The following is a 16395-nucleotide window of genomic DNA, read 5'->3' on the forward strand; positions in this document are numbered from 1 at the left end:
AAACACGATGGGAACTGAAGCCTTGAAAACTCGGTTCGTCATGACTATAAGTCATGGCGTCCATTCGAGGTTCTGACCATGCGCCGCTTTCTGCCTTCTTTATCCGCGTTGCAAGCGTTCGAAGCTTCAGCGCGGCACTTGAGCTTTACCCGGGCGGCTGCTGACCTGTCCGTCACGCAAAGCGGTATCAGCCGTCAGATCACCAAGCTCGAGCAGATGCTCGGCCTGCCCCTGTTCGAACGGGCTGGCTCACGCCTGGTGCTCACCGATGCAGGCAGCAAATACCTCAGCGACGTGGTGTACACCCTCAACGCCCTCGAAGAGGCGTCCATCGACCTGGTGCGTGGGCGCAAGGCCGATGCTTCATTGATGGTGGGCGCCAATCCGACGTTCGTGTCGCGCTGGCTGGCGCCGCGCCTGCAGCATTTCCTGCAACTGGCGCCTGAAGTACCGGTGGACATCGGTCCGATCGAGGCCGACATCGAGTTCAAGAGTTGTCGCTTCGACATCGTCATCATGCGCGGGGCTGGCAGCTGGGCCGATGCCCGTTCCCAACTGCTGTTCGCCGAAGAACTGGTGGTGGTGGCTTCACCGCTGTTGATTCCGGCAGGCGAAAAGCACGACCGGCTGGATTTCTCGCGCATGCCCACGCTGCAGAACGCCAGTCGTCCAAGCCTGTGGATTCAATGGCTGAGGGCTTCGGGGCTGAGCAATAACGGCGTGATTCAAGGCGTGCGTTTTTCTCAGAGCGAGATGCTCATCAGCGCGGCGGTCAGTGGCCTGGGGTTGGCCGTGGTGCCGATTCACTATGTGCAGCGGGAGCTGCAAAGCGGCGCATTGCACATGCCGTTCGGCGCACCGGTGAAGTCGGGGGAGGGGTATTGGGTGGTGAGCCCGGAACGTAAGGCACCCAAACAGCACGTCAGTCAGTTCCGCGACTGGCTGATGCAGCAGGTTCGCTGACAGAAAAGCGCCATATAGACACCTGCGTAGTTCCATCATGGGGTCCAGGCACCATTTGCGCTCAAAGGGTCAAAATCGGGCACCTTCGCCTTGCTCTAAAGGCAACGTTATCTTCTGAAATGTATAATTGTGGGAAAGCTGGGGTCGCCCTACCATCGCCGCAACAGCCGACGTACCCCACTGCGGTGTGCGTGGACTCACTCTTCGATGTGTTGGAGTTTATACATGACCGCTGCATCCACCATGGCCGGAACTGTTCCTCAGCCGATGTCAAACCGCAAACTCTACAAATTGGTCATTGCTTCTTCCATCGGCAACGCCCTGGAGTGGTTTGACCTGATTGTCTATGGCTTCTTTGCCATGACCATCTCCAAGCTGTTCTTCCCCAACACCGATGAAACCGTGTCGCTTCTGCTGGCCCTGGGTACCTTTGCGGTGTCCTACATGATCCGGCCGCTGGGCGCGATGGTGCTCGGTTCATACGCCGACCGGGTAGGGCGCAAGGCGGCGATGCTGGCTTCGATCTGGCTGATGATGATCGGCACCTTTCTCATCGCGGTGATGCCCACCTACGCTGCGATCGGTATTTTTGCGCCCATGGGCATCTTTCTGGCGCGGCTGATCCAGGGCTTCTCGGCCGGCGGTGAGTTCGGCAGCGCCACGGCATTGCTGGTCGAGCATGCGCCCGAGCGCAAGGGCCTGATTTCCAGTTTCATGTTCGCCAGCCAAGGCGTCAGCGGTCTGCTGGGCTCCGGGTTCGGGCTGCTGCTGACCACCACCCTGAGCACCGATCAGCTGGAAAGCTGGGGCTGGCGCATTCCGTTCCTGTTCGGCCTGCTGATCGGCCCGATCGGTCTGTACATCCGTCGCCACATTGAAGAGGCTGGTGAGTTCAAGGCGTCCGACCGCAGCCATGCGCCGGTCAGTGCCCTGTTCAAGTCGCACAAGCTGCCGATGCTGCTGGCCGTAGGCGCCCTGGTGCTGTCTACCTCAGTCAGCTATCTGATCATCTATATGCCCACCTATGCCGTGAAGCAATTGGGGCTGACGGCTTCCATCGGCTACGCCGGCACCTTGCTCAGTGGTCTGGTGCTGACTGTGCTGACGCCGCTGATCGGACATCTGTCAGACATCTATGGCCGCACCCGCATCATGCTTGGTGCTTCGCTGATCTTCGTGGCGACCATCTGGCCGGCGTTCTCCTGGCTCGCCGCTGAGCCGACGCTGTTCGCGTTGCTGGCAGTACTGTTCTGGATGAGCCTGCTCAAGGCCCTATATTTCGGCGGTTTGCCAGCGCTGATGTCCGAGTTGTTCCCCACTCAGGTGCGTGCCACCGGCATGGCCCTGAGCTACAACATCGGCACCACCGCCTTCGGCAGTTTCACGCCCTTCATCGTTGCCTGGCTGATCAGCGCCAGCGGCGACAACCTCGCGCCCAGCTATTACTTGCTGCTGACGGGGTTGCTCAGCCTGATCACCCTGCTCGCCATTCGCCGTCATCTGAAGCACTCGTGATGGCATCCCCGGCCGGCGGCGTTCGCTCCGGCCGTTGCAAATCCCCCTAGAAACATGCCCGACATGTTCGTGTGCTGCGCCAACGCGCCTGCCTGCCAGGTGTGATTTCCACTGCCATAACCCACGGCCCCAGAGGCCGGATATCGATACGCATGCAGGAGTGGGCAATGTTCGAGTTTCATCTGTCGCGGGGCACGGGGGCGTTGTTGTTGGCGTTAGGCGCGGGTACGGCGCAGGCCGATCTGCTCGATGACAGCCATCTGAACCTGGGGCTGCGCAATTTCTGGGTGGATCGCGATTTCAAGCAGGACAATGCGCCGCGCTCACGTACAGGCAGTTGGTCACAAGGCTTCGATCTACAGTTTCAATCCGGCTACACCGACGGCCCGGTTCAGTTCGGCCTGGATGTGGGCGGGCAACTCGCCTATCGTCTGGACGGCAGCCAGGCGCGCTCGCCCGACGGCGTGCTGCCGGTGCAAACCGATGGCACTCCGGTGAAGGATTACAGCCGTGCCAACGCCACGGCAAAAATTCGCTATTCCAAGACCGAACTGCGGATTGGCGAGCAGCGGCCCAACCTGCCGGTGGCCTCCTACGACCCGACACGCCAGTTGCTGACCACTTACCAAGGCGCATTGCTCGAATCCAAAGAACTGAAGGACCTGACCCTGACGGCTGGACGCTTCTGGAGCATCGCCGGGCGCGAGTCGTCCAACACTGAAGAACTCTACCTATGGGGAGACTCACCAAAGTCGAGCAGTGACGGCCTGAACTTCGCTGGGGCGGCTTACAACCTCACGCCCAAGCTGACGGGTACCTATTTCTTCGGGCAGCTGGAGGATATCTATCGTCAGCATTACCTGGGTCTGGCCTATAAAACGCCGCTGGGCGCCGGTTATGCGTTGAAGACGGACGTGCGTTACTTCAACAACAAGGAAGAAGGGCGGGCACTGTCCGGTCGGGTCGACAACCGCACCTACGGCGCCATGTTCAGCCTGCTCAAGGGCGGCCACACCTTGGGTGTGGGCTACCAGCGCATGCTGGGTCAGGACGTGTTCCCGACCTTCAACAGCTATGCCCCGGCCCCGTACCTGATCAACTGGTCGGCACTGGGCTTCGTCAAGCCGGGCGAGCGTTCGTGGCAGGTACGCTATGACTACGACTTCGCCGCCCTGGGCGTACCCGGGTTGAAGTGGATGGCGCGCTGGATGGAGGGCAACGACATCAACCTGGGTGTGCAGAGCCACGAAACCGAGCGTACGTCCATTCTCAGCTACGTGGTGCAGCAAGGCCCGTTGAAAGGCGTAGGCGCGAGTTGGATGAACATCGGCGTGAATACCCGCGACAGCACCCAGTACGAAGAGAATCGCCTGATTTTGACCTACACCCTGGCGATCTGGTGAGTGGCCGCCAGTAGCTGCTCTTCCAGAAAGCTCAGGAAGTAGCGCAGCAGCACCGGTAGCTTGCGCCCGGCCATGATCTGCACTTGCAGGCTGCGTTGGCTCAACTGCGGGTCGCTCATGGGTACCAGCACCAGGTTGTCCCGCGCGGTGACGCCGCTTACCGTGACAGCCCCGCACAGCGCGATGATGTCTTCGGAATGGCGCACCACGGTGTAGATCACCCCCAGGGACTGGCTGGTGTAAGTAGGCAGCACGTTGACGCCCTTGAGATGGCAAGCGATGTCGAACAGGTAGCGGATGGTCGAGCCCACGTAGGGCAATGCTAGACGCGCCTCGCGCAGGTCTTCCACGGCCAGCATGGAGCGTTTGGCCAATGGGTGGCTGGCCGGCATCAAGGCGCTGATGGGGGCCTCGCAACTCATGGCGATTTCTACGCCCTGGCTGGGCGTCAGACTGTAGGTCAAGGCGATGTCGACCGAGCCTTCCTTGACCAACTGCGAGGCCCGTGCCGCATCCACCACCTGGAAGTCGTAGCTGGCACCAGGATGGAAGCTTCGGAACTCGGCCGTGACCCGCGGCAGGAATTCCCAGGCCATGCCCTCTGGGCAGGCAATGGTGATCTTGTGTTGCTGCAAGGTATTGAGGCCGCGCATCTCCGCCACCACGTTCTTGACCTCCAGCGCATTGCGGTTGGCATAGGCCAGCAGCAGTTCGCCGGCGTCGGTCAGCTGCATGCCTCGGGGCTTGCGCTCGAACAGCTGCAAACCCAGGGTTTCTTCCAGGTTGCTGATTTGCCGGCTGACCGCCGAGACAGCGACGTGCAGCTCTTCGGCCGCCGAGGACAGTGAGCCGGTGCGGGCCACGCTGTGAAAGTACCGCAGGGGAAGGTCGTGCATGGAGTGCCTCAATAGCGAGCGATCAAGGTTTGCCTTAAACGCAATGGAAGGTTGCAAACATTATAATTGTTGCAAGCCAGCCTGCAACTTAACCTTGCTCCCAAGAGCCTGCTATCACCAGAGGCCGGGCACCGCCAGTTGCCTTGATATCCATACCTTTCATTGTTCGGGACAGGCCATTTCATGTCTTCTTCAGCAACCAGCACTCCTGCACGTCAGCACGCACTGCAATTGGCTCGCCAGTACTACACCAGCGGCGACTACCTAAAGACCTTGTCCCGTCGGGTTGCCCAGCGCACCGAAAGCCAGAATCCGGAATGCGCCGCTGAGCTCGTTCGCTACCTCAGCGAGGATATCGAGCCGCAGTTGGTCGACCTGGGCTTCGCCTGCCGTATCGTTGCCAACCCGCAAGCCGGCAAGCCGCCACTGCTGTTGGCCGAACGCATCGAATCCACCGACCTGCTGACGTTGCTGACCTATGGCCATGGCGACGTCACCAGTGGCCAGGACGAACTGTGGCAGGACGGTACCGGCCCTTGGCAGGTGACCCAGAAGGAAGGGCGCCTGTACGGTCGCGGTACTGCCGATAACAAGGGCCAGCACTGCATCAACCTGGGTGCCTTGCAGGCGGTCCTGCAGGCAAGGGAAGGGCGCTTGGGTTTCAACGTCAAGGTCATTTTCGAAATGAGCGAAGAGGTCGGATCCCCCGGGCTTGAGCAAGCATGCGGCGCACACGCCGAGGCGCTGGCAGCTGACCTCTTTCTGGCGTCCGATGGCCCTCGGGTGCGGCATGATCTGCCGACCCTGTTCCTCGGCTCGCGGGGCGTGTGTCAGTTCCGCCTGAGCGTGGACACCGGCAACGGTGCCCGCCATTCGGGTAACTGGGGGGGCATCATCACCAACCCGGCGATCGTGCTGGCCCATGCCATCGGGTCGCTGATCTCGGCGCAAGGCCAATTGCTTCCCGACTTCCTGCGTCCGCCGGCCATGCCTGAGCATGTCGCGGCGTTGGTGCGGGATCTACCGGTGGGTGGCGAGAGCTTCGACCCGCAGCTCGACCCGGCCTGGGGCGAGCCTGGTCTGACCACCGGCGAAAAGCTGTTCGGCTGCAACACCCTGGAAGTCGTCGGCCTCTCGGCGGGCAGCACGCTCAAGCCGGTGGGCGCCATTCCGGGACGTGCCGAAGCGGTCTGCCAGTTGCGCTTTGTCGAAGGCACCGCGTGGCGCGACCTGGCCGACAACCTGCGCCAGCATTTGCAAGCCCAGGGTCTGGAACAGGTACAAGTGCAGATCGACGGTGGCTACGCGGCTACCCGACTGGACCCCCGTCATCCCTGGGTCGGCTTCGTGCAGCGTTCGGTCAGCCAGAGCCTGGATCAACCGGTCAGCATCCTGCCCAACTTGGGCGGTACAATCCCCAACCATTGCTTCGCTGATGTGCTGGGCCTGCCTACCGTATGGCTGCCTCATTCGTACCCCTCGTGCAAACAGCATGCGCCCGATGAACATCTGCTGGAAAGTGTCGTCGAGCAAGGCCTGCTCGCCGCTGCCGGGGTCTTCTGGGACCTGGGCGAACACGCCGAAGCGCTTCGCCAACAATTGACAGGACACTGAGTCATGAACTTCTTCGAACACCTCGACATTCTGCCCGACGATCCGATCCTGGGCCTGGCCGCGCGTTTCGCCCAGGACCCACGCAGTCAGAAGATGGACCTCGGGGTGGGTATCTACAAGGATGCCAGCGGCCGAACGCCGGTGATGGCCGCAGTCAAGGATGCCGAGCGCTGGTTGCTGGAAAACGAGGCCAGCAAGGCCTACACCAGCACGGCCGGGGTGGAAGGCTTTGGCTCGGCCATGACGCCGCTGCTGCTGGGCCAGGCTGGCTTGCAAACCAGCTGCACCGTGCAAACCCCCGGTGGCACCGGTTCGTTGCGCCTGATGGCCGAATTCCTCAGCCGCAGCGGCGTGGCCAACGTGCTGATCGGTACGCCGACCTGGCCAATCCACGGCGCCATCTTCGAGCGCGGCGGGCTGCAGGTGGTCACCTATGACCATCTGGATGCCGACGGCCAGTTCAACCTGGGTGCCATGCTCGGCGCGATCGAAACGGCGGCCGCCGGTGACGCGATTCTGCTGCATGCCTGCTGCCACAACCCCACCGGCATCGACCCTGGCGCCGAGCAGTGGCGCGAAATTCTCGCCGCAGTACAGCGCAAGCAATTGCTGCCGTTGTTCGACATGGCCTACCAAGGCTTCGGCGCAGGGCTTGAAGAAGATGCCTGGGCCTTGCGCCTGTTCTGTGAAGCCTTGCCGCAGGTGCTGGTCAGCGCGTCGTGCTCGAAGAACTTCGGTATCTACCGCGAGCGCACCGGCCTGCTGCTGGCGCACTGCGTCGACGCGCGTACTCGCGCCGCCGTGCACACGCAGATCATCGACACAGCCCGGTGCCTGTGGTCGATGCCGCCGTCCCACGGCGCGGCAGTTGTCACCTGTATCCTGGGCGATGCGGTTCGGCGTCAGCAGTGGCTGACCGAACTGGATGCCATGCGCGGGCGCATCGTCGAGTTGCGCAGCGGGCTGTGCAGCGCGTTGCAGGCGGTGGACGCCTATGAACCGTTCCAGACATTGGCCGGGCAGAAGGGGATGTTCTCCAACCTGGGCCGCAGCGTCGACTTCGTTCAGCGCCTGCGCGAAGAGTCCGGTGTGTATCTGGTCGGCCAGGGCCGCATCAACGTGTCGGGCCTGGCCCCCCAACGGCTGAACGACCTGGCCCTGGCCCTCAAGGCAGGCCTTCGCCCATGACCGCCCAAGCCATGCCGGCGCAACAGCGCCACACGCTGATCGAGGACGCCCAGGCCATCCTCATCGGGACGCTGCTGATCGCGTTCGGCATCAGCCTGTACGCCCAATGCCAGTTCATCACCGGCGGCGCTGCGGGCCTGGCGCTGCTGGCGCATTATCTGAGCGGCTGGTCGGTGGGCACCTGTTTCTTCCTGATCAACCTGCCGTTCTATTATCTGGGCTACAAGCGCATGGGCATGCCATTCATCCTGCGCACGTTCGCGGCGATCTGCGCGCTGGCGCTGTTCAGCAACCTGATTCCACAGCTGATCAGCTTCCAGGCCTTGGATCCGCTGTTCGCCACACTGCTGGGTGGCTGCGTGATCGGTGTCGGCTTCGTCATGATCTTTCGCCACGGCGCCAGCCTGGGCGGTGTCACCATTGTTGCGCTATACCTGCAGGACAAGCACGGCATCAGCGCTGGCAAGGTGCAGATGGTGATCGACGGGCTGATCCTGCTGGCGGCGTTCTTCACCGTGTCGTGGCAGGCCGCGCTGTTGTCCATCATCGGAGCGGCATTGATCAATGTAATCATGATCCTCAACTTCAAGAAGGCGCGTTATAACGGCTTCAGCTGATTCCGGCGTTCAGCGACGCTGAACGGCGGCTTCACAGATTGCAGATTGCGTAAACGCCAAGTGCGGTCCACTCTGAGTTTTGGCGACATAACAAAAACAAAAAACTCGAGGCATCACTATGTCCAGATCCACGCTGTTGCGATGGGGCGCGCGCCTGCTTACCACCACAGCACTGTCCTTGGCAGTGCTGCCCGCTTTTGCCGAAGTGTCCAAGCCCACGTCGATCAAGGTCGGCATCACCACCTTCCTGTCCGGGCCGGCGTCGGTATTCGGTGTACCGGCCAGGGCGGCGGCGGAGATCGTCATCGACGAGCTCAATGCCCAGGGGGGGATCGACGGGGTCAAGATCGAGCCGTTGTTCATCGACGAAGGCGTGGGCGGCGATCGTTTGCTCTCCGAATACCGCCGGGTTGTCCAGGAGCAGGGCGCCGACGTGATGCTGGCGTCCATTTCCAGCGGTAACTGCAACACCCTGGCGCCGGTGGCCGAAGACCTCAAGGTGGTGAACATCCTCTGGGACTGCGGCACGGAAAAGGCCCTGGAAGGCCACAACTACAAATACGTGGTGCGCACCCAGGCCAATGCCGTAACCGAGATGGTCGCCGCCGCGCTTTACCTGATCAAGGTCAAGCCTGACTTCAAGACCCTGGCCGTAGTCAATCAGGACTACGCCTGGGGCCGTGATTCCTGGGACATCTTCAGCACCGTGCTCAAGCAGCTCAAGCCAGACGTGAAGATCGTCGCCGAGTTGTTCCCAAAATTCGGCGCTTCGGACTTCTCCGCCGAAGTGAGCCGCTTGCAGGTGCTCAGACCGGATGTGGTGCTGTCGACCTCTTGGGGCGGCGACCTGGATACCTTCGTGCGCCAGGCCACCCAGCGCGGCTTGCTGAAAAACTCACAGTTCTTTCTGGCCCTGGGCGAGTCGTCCCTGGAACGCCTGGGCAACACCCTGCCTGATGGCGTGCTGATCGGCGCTCGTGGCGATCATTACTTTCTCAGCCCGCAATGGGTCAACGATCCGATCCACAAAGCCTTTGTGGAAAAATTCAAGCAAAAGACCGGCAGCTACCCGATCTATTCGGTGTATCACATGGTGCAGGCGCTGGAAGGCATGAAGGCGGCCTACCTGAAGGCCATCAAGGCTCAGAACGGCCAATGGCCGGATGAGGACCAGTTGGCCGAAGCTTTTCGCGGTCTGGAATTCCGCGGCTTGACCAGCAATATCCAGATTCGTCCAGGCGATGGCCAAGGCCTGGAGGCGCAGTTGTTCGGCGTCACCACGTCCAGCCCCGATTACAAGTTCAAAGTGCTCAAGGACGTGATGGTGGTGCCAGCGGCGAAGATTACCACCCCGGCCGACGGCCACTCGCCTGAGTGGGTCAAGACGGTCAATCTCGGCTTGCTCGACCAGGTCCAGCCCGCGACTGCTGCGCCATGAGCAGCGACATCTTCATTCTGGCGCTGCTCGATGGCGTGTCCTATGCCGGTCTGCTGTTCATGGTGGCGCTGGGCCTGACCTTCATCTTCGGCGTGGTGCGAATCCTCAACGTGGCCCACGGCAGCCTGTACGCCTTCGGCGGCTACGGTGCCGCGTCCCTGGGCCTGTGGCTGGGGCAGGGCGGGGATTCGGCCTGGCTGTCGGTGGCCTTGCTGCTGTTTGGCGCTATCGTGGTGGGGGTGGTACTGGGCACGGTGCTGATGCTCTTGCTCAAGCGCTTCCAGGACCGCGATCCGATCCTGCAACTGCTGGTCACCTTCGGTGCGTTCATGATCTTCGAAGACCTGCAGCGCATGATCTGGGGCACCCAGCCGTATTTCGTCGCCGACGTGGTCAACCAGATGGGCACCTCGGAGTTGCTGGGCGTGGTGTACATGAACTATCAGCTGTTGTTCGTGCCCATCACCGCCGTGGTGGTGTATTTCCTGCTCAAGTGGTTCCTCAACCGCACCCTTACCGGTCGCCAGATCGTTGCCGTGACCCACGACCGTGAGGTGGCCACGGCGATGGGCATCAACGCCAGACGCATCGCCTACCTGACCTTTGTGGTGGGTGCCGTGCTCGGCGCGCTGGGCGGGGCATTGGCCTCACCCACGACCTCGCTGGTGCCGGGCATCGGTGCGGACATGATCGTGCTGTCGTTCGCGGTGGTGGCAAGTGCCGGCCTGGGGCAGATCACCGGGGCGTTGATCACCGCGCTGATGATTGGCTTGTCGCGCTCGTTCTGCGTGTACCTGGCACCGGAAATGGAGGTGGTGATGCCTTACCTGATCATGGTGCTGGTGCTGCTGGTGCGTCCGCAAGGCCTGTTCACCGTTGCTCAAGCGAGGAAAATCTGATGCGTTCGACCCTTGTTGCGGTGGTGGCCAGCGCCTTGCTGCTGGGCCTGGCCCTGGCGTTTCCCTGGCTGAAGATTCCGTTGATCCTGTCGCTGTGCTACGGCCTGGCGGCGCTGGGCATCGTGGTGTTGCTGCGGGCGGGGCAGATCTCTTTCGGGCATGCCATGTATGCCTGCATTTCCGGCTACGTGGTGGCGTTTGCCGGGCAACGGTTTCCCGGCCTGGACGGCCTGGTGTTGATTGCCCTGGGCACGTTCGCCAGTGTGCTGGCCGGCATGTTGATCGGGGCGTTCGTGGTGCGCTACCGGGAGATCTTCTTTGGCATGCTCAACCTGGCCATCTCCATGGTGCTGTTCACCGTGCTGGGCAAGTTCTACGGCTTGACCGGCGGCACCGACGGCCTGCGCATCCAGCGCCCGACCCTGGGTGGCTTCACCCTGGGCCGCGACGCCTTCGAACTGTCGCTGTTGGTGCTGGTGGTACTGGCGTCGCTGTTGGTGATCTGGGCGGTCCAGCGTTACTTCCGCTCCAGCGGCGGCCAGGCCCTGGCTGCGATCAAAACCAACGAAACGCGCCTGGAATACCTGGGCGTGTCGGCGAAGAAAGTGCTGTGGAAAGGCTATGTACTGTCAGCTTCGCTGTGCGGGCTGTCGGGGGCATTGTTCGGCTTGTCGCAGGGCTTGGTCACTCCGGAAATGGGTTACTGGCTGCGCTCTGGCGAGTTCGTGTTCATCGCCATTCTGGGCGGCGCCGGCCACGCGGTAGGGGCCTTTGTCGGTGCCTTGTTGTATGAATTTCTGAAAATGTACGCGGCGGCGCTGGTCAGCGGGTCCTGGCAGATCGTGCTGGGGGTGATCCTGATCGTGATCATCTACTTTCTGCCCAAAGGCCTCACCGGCCTGATGCGCAAGCGCCGGCTGGCGGCGGAGGGTGGGGCATGAGCACCTTGCTGACCACTCATGGGCTGACCCTGGCCTTCGGCGGGTTGGTGGTCGCCAACGCCATCGATTTCGAACTGCAAGCCGGCGAGCGGCTGGCGGTGATTGGCCAGAACGGTGCCGGCAAGACCACCTTCATCAATATCTGTACCGGGCTGCTCAAGCCCGATGCGGGGCAGGTGCAGTTCGTGGGTCAGGACATCACCGGGCACTCACCGCGCAGCATCGTGCGCCGAGGCATGGCGCGCTCGTTTCAATTGCCTCAGCTGTTTCTCGAGCACAGCGTGCGCGAGTGTCTGGAGCTGGCAGCGGTGGCGCGGCAGGGCAGCTTGTCGTCGTGGCTGGGGTTGGGCGTGGCCAGTGATCGGGCCAAGGTCGACGCCATGCTCGAGCTGATCAGCCTGCGCGACCGCCAGCATGAGTTGTGCATCAACCTGCCTGAAGGCCATCGCAAGCTGTTGGATGTGGGCATGTCGCTGATGCTGGAGCCGCGGCTGCTGATACTCGACGAGCCCACCAGCGGTGTGTCCACCGAAGAAAAGCATGAGGTCATGGCCATCCTCATGCGCGCCCTGGATGACCGTCAGGTGACGGCGATCTTCGTCGAGCACGACGTCGACATCGTCAAGCGCTACGCCACCCGCGTGGCGGCCTGGATCAGCGGTGCGATAGCCGCCGACGGTGCTCCGGCCGCGGTGCTGGCCGACCCTGTGGTGCAACGTGAGGTACTGGGCGTATGACTTCCTCCGAGAGGTTGCAACTGATCGATGTCAGCGCCGAGATCGTTCGTGTGCCTATCCTGCGACGCATCCAGGCCGAATTTCCCTGTGGCAGCATCACCGCCATCGTCGGCCGCAATGGCGCCGGCAAGACCACGTTGCTGCGGGCGATCATGGGCTTGTTGCCGCTCAAGGAGGGTACCGTCACTTTCCGCGGCACCGAGCTGACCCGCGTGCCTGCCCATGGGCGCGCGCGCCTGGGTATCGGTTATGCACCCCAGGAACGGGTGATGTTCCCGACCTTCTCGGTGGAGGAGAATCTGCGCCTGCCCTGCCAGGTGGCCGGCATGAACAAGGCACAGGTCGACGAGCGCCTGGCGCTGACCCTGGATATCGTGCCGCAGCTCAAGGTCATGCTGCCACGTTCGGGCGCGGCGCTTTCCGGGGGGCAGGGCAAGATGGCTGCACTGGGCCGGGCCTTGATGATCGGCGAGCATCTGGTTTTGCTCGATGAGCCTTTCCAGGGCCTGGCGCCAGCCTTGGCCACCGAGTACAGCAATGCCCTCAAACGCTTGCAGCAGCGTCTGCCGCAGCTGTGCATCGTGGTGACCGAATCCAACGGCAGCCTGCTCAAGGACGTGCCAGATCGGGTGCTGCACATCGAGCGCGGCGAGTTTCTCGAACAGCCCATGCACCCGGTCGACAGCGCGGTGCCATCGTCCCACTTCGTTCCCATGGAGGCGTCCCAATGAACGTGCTCTTTATCGACGGCCAGGCCGTCAGCGCGGCGTCCGGTGAAACGTTGCCGGTGTATTCGCCGGTCACCGGTGAAGCCTATGCGGAAATTGCCCGCGGCGATGCGCTGGACATCGACCGCGCCGTCAGGGCCGCGCGCGCTGCGCTGGCGGGCCCCTGGGGGCAGCTCAGCGCCACTGAGCGCGGTCGCCTGCTGGTACGCATCGGCCTGGCGGTGCTGGCCAACATCGACGAGTTGGCCGCCATCGAAGCCCAGGACACCGGCAAGCCGCTGGCCCTGGCGCGCAAGGACATCGAGGCCTTGGCGCGGTACTTCGAGTTCTACGGTGGCGCCGCCGACAAGGTGCATGGCGATGTGATTCCGTACCTGCCGGGCTACACCGTGAACGTGGTCCGCGAGCCTTGCGGCGTGGTGGGCCATATCATCCCGTGGAACTATCCGGCGCAGATGCTCGGTCGCACCCTGGGCCCGGCACTGGCCATGGGTAACACCTCGGTGGTCAAGCCCGCCGAAGATGCCTGCATGACGTCCCTGCGCGTAGCGCAACTGGCTGCCGATGCAGGCCTTCCCGCCGGGGTGCTGAACATCGTCACCGGCTATGGCAAGGAGGCCGGTGCTGCCCTGGCGGCGCATCCCGGGATCAACCTGATCACCTTCACCGGCTCGCCGGCGGTGGGCGCGGCCATCCAGGCTGCTGCCGCTGCCAACTACGTCAAGTGCGTGCTGGAGCTGGGGGGCAAATGCCCCCAGGTGGTATTCGCCGACGCCGATCTGGACAAGGCGGTACCGGTGATTGTCGGTGCCATTGTGCAGAACGCCGGGCAGACCTGTTCGGCCGGTAGCCGTGTGCTGATCCAACGCGACATCTACGATCAGGTGGTGGAGCGGGTCGCCGAGCGTTTCCGCCAGGTGCGCGTTGGCTTGCCTGATACCTCACCGGACTGCGGTCCCATTATCACCCGCGCGCAGTTTCTCCGGGTCAATGCCTTCATCGACGATTGCAAAGCGTCGGGCCTGACCGTGCTGGCGGAGGGGGAAATGGCCCACGACCTGCCTCAGGCAGGCTACTACGTGCGCCCGACCTTCTTCGGTCCGGTGCCCCGCGACCATCGCCTTGCCCACGAGGAGGTGTTCGGTCCGGTGCTGGCAGCGTTGCCTTTCGATGACGAGGACGATGCCGTGGCCCTGGCCAATGGCACCGACTATGGTCTGGTAGCGGCGGTCTGGACTGAAAACGGCGCGCGGCAGCAGCGTATGGCCAAGCGGTTGGAGGGGGGCCAGGTGTTCATCAATTGTTACGGCGCCGGCGGCGGCGTGGAGCTGCCATTCGGCGGCATCCGCAAGAGTGGCCACGGGCGCGAGAAAGGCTTTCATGCCCTGGATGAATTCAGCGTGACCAAGACCGTGGTCAGTCACCACCTTTAGCCTTTCACCACAGGAGCGGGGCATGAAAACAAGAGCCGCGGTATTGCGCGAGATGGGCTTGCCGGCGCCTTTCGCCGAGAGCCGCCCACTGCGTATCACAGAGCTGGACCTGGCGCCACCGGGGCCTGGCGAGGTGCTGGTAAAAATGATTGCCGCCGGGTTGTGCCATTCCGACCTCTCGGTCATTACCGGGGTGCGACCGCGGCCCTTGCCCATGGCGCTGGGACATGAGGCCAGCGCCAAGGTACTGGAAGTGGGCGCCGGCGTGACCCACGTGCGCCCCGGCCAGACCGTGGTGTTGGTGTTCGTGCCCAGTTGTGGCCATTGCACGCCCTGCATGGAGGGGCGTCCGGCGCTGTGCGAGCCCGGTGCCCAAGCCAATGCCCAGGGCGAGATACTGGGCGGCGGTCGACGTTTGAGCAGCAGCGAAGGCGCGGTGAATCATCATTGCGGAGTCTCGGCCTTTGCCGACCATGCGGTGGTGTCGGCGCGGTCCTGTATTCCCATCGACGACACCATCGACCCGGTGCTGGCGGCAGTGTTCGGCTGCGCGGTGCTCACTGGCGTTGGTGCGGTGGTCAATACCGGCAAGGTCACCGCCGGGGCGTCGGCGTTGATCGTTGGCCTGGGTGGGGTCGGCCTGAGTGCTTTGCTGGGGGCAGTGGCCAGTGGCGCCCAGCCGCTGGTGGCGGTGGATGTGCATCCGCAAAAGCTGGAACTGGCCCTCAGCCTGGGCGCAACCCATGCCGTGAACGCGAAAGACCCGGACGCCGTGGCCAAGATCCGTGAAGCGACCCGCGGCGGCGCCGACTATGCCTTCGAGTTCGCCGGTGCCGTGCCGGCCATGGAACTGGCCTACGCCGCCACCCGTCGCGGCGGCACCACGGTCACCGCCGGCCTGCCACACCCGGATGCGCGCTGGGCCTTGCAGCAGCTGAGCCTGACCGCCGAGGAACGGACCATCAAGGGCAGTTACATCGGCTCATGCATCCCGGCGCGGGATGTTCCTCGCTATATCGGCCTGTACAGCCACGGCCGCCTGCCAGTGGATCGACTGCTGGGCCAGCAGCTCAAGCTCGACGATATCAACGCAGGCTTCGACACCCTGGCCGGTGGCAGCGGCCTGCGCGACCTGATCGTATTCTGAACCCTGTTTACGGAGCTTCCGTCATGGCACAACTCGACAACAAGATCGCCATCGTCACCGGCGCCGCCAGCGGTTTTGGCGCCTGCATTGCTCAGCGTTACGTAGAGGAGGGTGCCAGGGTGGTGCTCGCCGACATCAACTTCGACGCCGCCGATCGTCTGGCCAAAACCTTGGGCAACCAAGCCATTGCGGTCGCCTGCGACGTCACCCAGGGTGATCAGGTGCAGGCGGCGGTTGACCTGTGCGTCAGTCATTTCGGCATTCCCGATATTGTCGTCAACAATGCCGGCACCACGCACCGCAACCAGCCCTTGATGGACGTCGACGAGGCGACGTTCGACCGGGTGTTTGCGGTGAACGTGAAATCCATCTTCCACATGACCCGCGCCGTGGTGCCGCTGATGCGCGAACGGCGCAACGGCTCGATCATCAATGTCGGTTCGGTGGCCGGCATTCGTCCACGGCCGGGACTGACCTGGTACAACGGCTCCAAGGGCGCGGTCAACCTGCTGTCCAAGTCGCTGGCAGTGGAGCTGGGCCCCGACGGTATTCGGGTCAATAACATTTGCCCGGTGATGGGCGAAACCGCCCTGCTGGAGCAATTCATGGGGGTGCCGGACACCCCGGAGAACCGGGCCCGGTTCGTGGCGACGATTCCGTTGGGCCGCTTGTCGAAGCCGGATGACATTGCCGCGGTGGCGGTGTTTCTGGCGACGGATGGGGCCGCGTTCCTCAATGGCGTGGAGTTGCCGGTGGATGGGGGCAGGGTGGTTTGAGTACGATTTCAGATGGATCAGGGCTCGGCTGAGACGCGCTAGCAGATCGCGCTAGCTGCAACACCCCCGTAAGGCTCCCTCTCCCTCAGGGAGAGGGCTG

15 protein-coding genes are annotated in these 16395 nt (G+C 63.0%); 14 read left to right on the forward strand and 1 reads right to left on the reverse strand.

Annotated features, from left to right (window positions below; translation table 11 throughout):
- Positions 1-78 precede the first annotated feature (78 nt).
- The 3 genes from B3397_RS03545 to B3397_RS03555 all read left to right on the forward strand — a co-directional run bounded on the left by B3397_RS03545 (position 79) and on the right by B3397_RS03555 (position 3881).
- Positions 79-963, forward strand: a complete 885-nt coding sequence (locus B3397_RS03545; RefSeq protein ID WP_296247345.1) for a LysR substrate-binding domain-containing protein — start codon at positions 79-81, stop codon at positions 961-963.
- Positions 964-1188: 225 nt separating this feature from the next.
- Positions 1189-2478, forward strand: a complete 1290-nt coding sequence (locus tag B3397_RS03550) for an MFS transporter (protein ID WP_296247347.1) — start codon at positions 1189-1191, stop codon at positions 2476-2478.
- 167 nt (positions 2479-2645) lie between these two features.
- A complete protein-coding gene (locus B3397_RS03555) occupies positions 2646-3881 on the forward strand; it encodes an OprD family porin (protein ID WP_296247348.1) in 1236 nt (411 codons plus the stop codon).
- Here the strand turns inward: B3397_RS03555 and B3397_RS03560 are convergent.
- A complete protein-coding gene (locus B3397_RS03560) occupies positions 3860-4777 on the reverse strand; it encodes a LysR family transcriptional regulator (RefSeq protein ID WP_296247349.1) in 918 nt (305 codons plus the stop codon). The genes B3397_RS03555 and B3397_RS03560 overlap by 22 nt on opposite strands.
- A 183-nt stretch (positions 4778-4960) precedes the next feature.
- On the opposite strand from B3397_RS03560, the gene B3397_RS03565 reads away from it, so the two are divergent.
- The 11 genes from B3397_RS03565 to B3397_RS03615 all read left to right on the forward strand — a co-directional run bounded on the left by B3397_RS03565 (position 4961) and on the right by B3397_RS03615 (position 16295).
- Positions 4961-6391: a M20 family metallopeptidase gene (locus B3397_RS03565; protein ID WP_296247351.1), complete on the forward strand. Its 1431-nt coding sequence runs from the start codon at positions 4961-4963 to the stop codon at positions 6389-6391.
- Positions 6392-6394: 3 nt separating this feature from the next.
- Positions 6395-7579, forward strand: coding sequence for an aromatic amino acid transaminase (locus B3397_RS03570; protein WP_296247353.1), 1185 nt, complete (start codon positions 6395-6397; stop codon positions 7577-7579).
- Entirely contained in the window at positions 7576-8196 is a 621-nt protein-coding gene (locus B3397_RS03575; RefSeq protein ID WP_296247355.1) for a YitT family protein, read from the forward strand. The genes B3397_RS03570 and B3397_RS03575 overlap by 4 nt, the downstream gene beginning before the upstream one ends.
- Before the next feature lie 118 nt (positions 8197-8314).
- Positions 8315-9634, forward strand: a complete 1320-nt coding sequence (locus B3397_RS03580; RefSeq protein WP_296247357.1) for an ABC transporter substrate-binding protein — start codon at positions 8315-8317, stop codon at positions 9632-9634.
- Positions 9631-10533: a branched-chain amino acid ABC transporter permease gene (locus B3397_RS03585; RefSeq protein ID WP_296247359.1), complete on the forward strand. Its 903-nt coding sequence runs from the start codon at positions 9631-9633 to the stop codon at positions 10531-10533. The genes B3397_RS03580 and B3397_RS03585 overlap by 4 nt, the downstream gene beginning before the upstream one ends.
- Positions 10533-11474, forward strand: a complete 942-nt coding sequence (locus B3397_RS03590) for a branched-chain amino acid ABC transporter permease (RefSeq protein ID WP_296247360.1) — start codon at positions 10533-10535, stop codon at positions 11472-11474. The genes B3397_RS03585 and B3397_RS03590 overlap by 1 nt, the downstream gene beginning before the upstream one ends.
- The gene (locus B3397_RS03595) at positions 11471-12211 is read left to right on the forward strand and encodes an ABC transporter ATP-binding protein (protein ID WP_296247362.1); all 741 of its coding nucleotides are present in this window, start codon (positions 11471-11473) and stop codon (positions 12209-12211) included. Before B3397_RS03590 ends, B3397_RS03595 begins: the two co-directional genes overlap by 4 nt.
- Complete coding sequence (locus B3397_RS03600) at positions 12208-12942, forward strand: ABC transporter ATP-binding protein (protein WP_296247363.1); 735 nt, start codon at positions 12208-12210, stop codon at positions 12940-12942. Before B3397_RS03595 ends, B3397_RS03600 begins: the two co-directional genes overlap by 4 nt.
- Positions 12939-14372: an aldehyde dehydrogenase family protein gene (locus B3397_RS03605; RefSeq protein ID WP_296247365.1), complete on the forward strand. Its 1434-nt coding sequence runs from the start codon at positions 12939-12941 to the stop codon at positions 14370-14372. Before B3397_RS03600 ends, B3397_RS03605 begins: the two co-directional genes overlap by 4 nt.
- A 22-nt stretch (positions 14373-14394) precedes the next feature.
- On the forward strand, positions 14395-15519 hold the full coding sequence (locus tag B3397_RS03610) for a zinc-dependent alcohol dehydrogenase family protein (RefSeq protein WP_296247367.1): 1125 nt from the start codon (positions 14395-14397) through the stop codon (positions 15517-15519).
- Positions 15520-15542: 23 nt separating this feature from the next.
- Positions 15543-16295: an SDR family oxidoreductase gene (locus tag B3397_RS03615; RefSeq protein ID WP_296247368.1), complete on the forward strand. Its 753-nt coding sequence runs from the start codon at positions 15543-15545 to the stop codon at positions 16293-16295.
- Positions 16296-16395: the final 100 nt, after the last annotated feature.

The organism is Pseudomonas sp. UBA4194, assembly GCF_002379585.1.
Lineage (GTDB): Bacteria > Pseudomonadota > Gammaproteobacteria > Pseudomonadales > Pseudomonadaceae > Aquipseudomonas.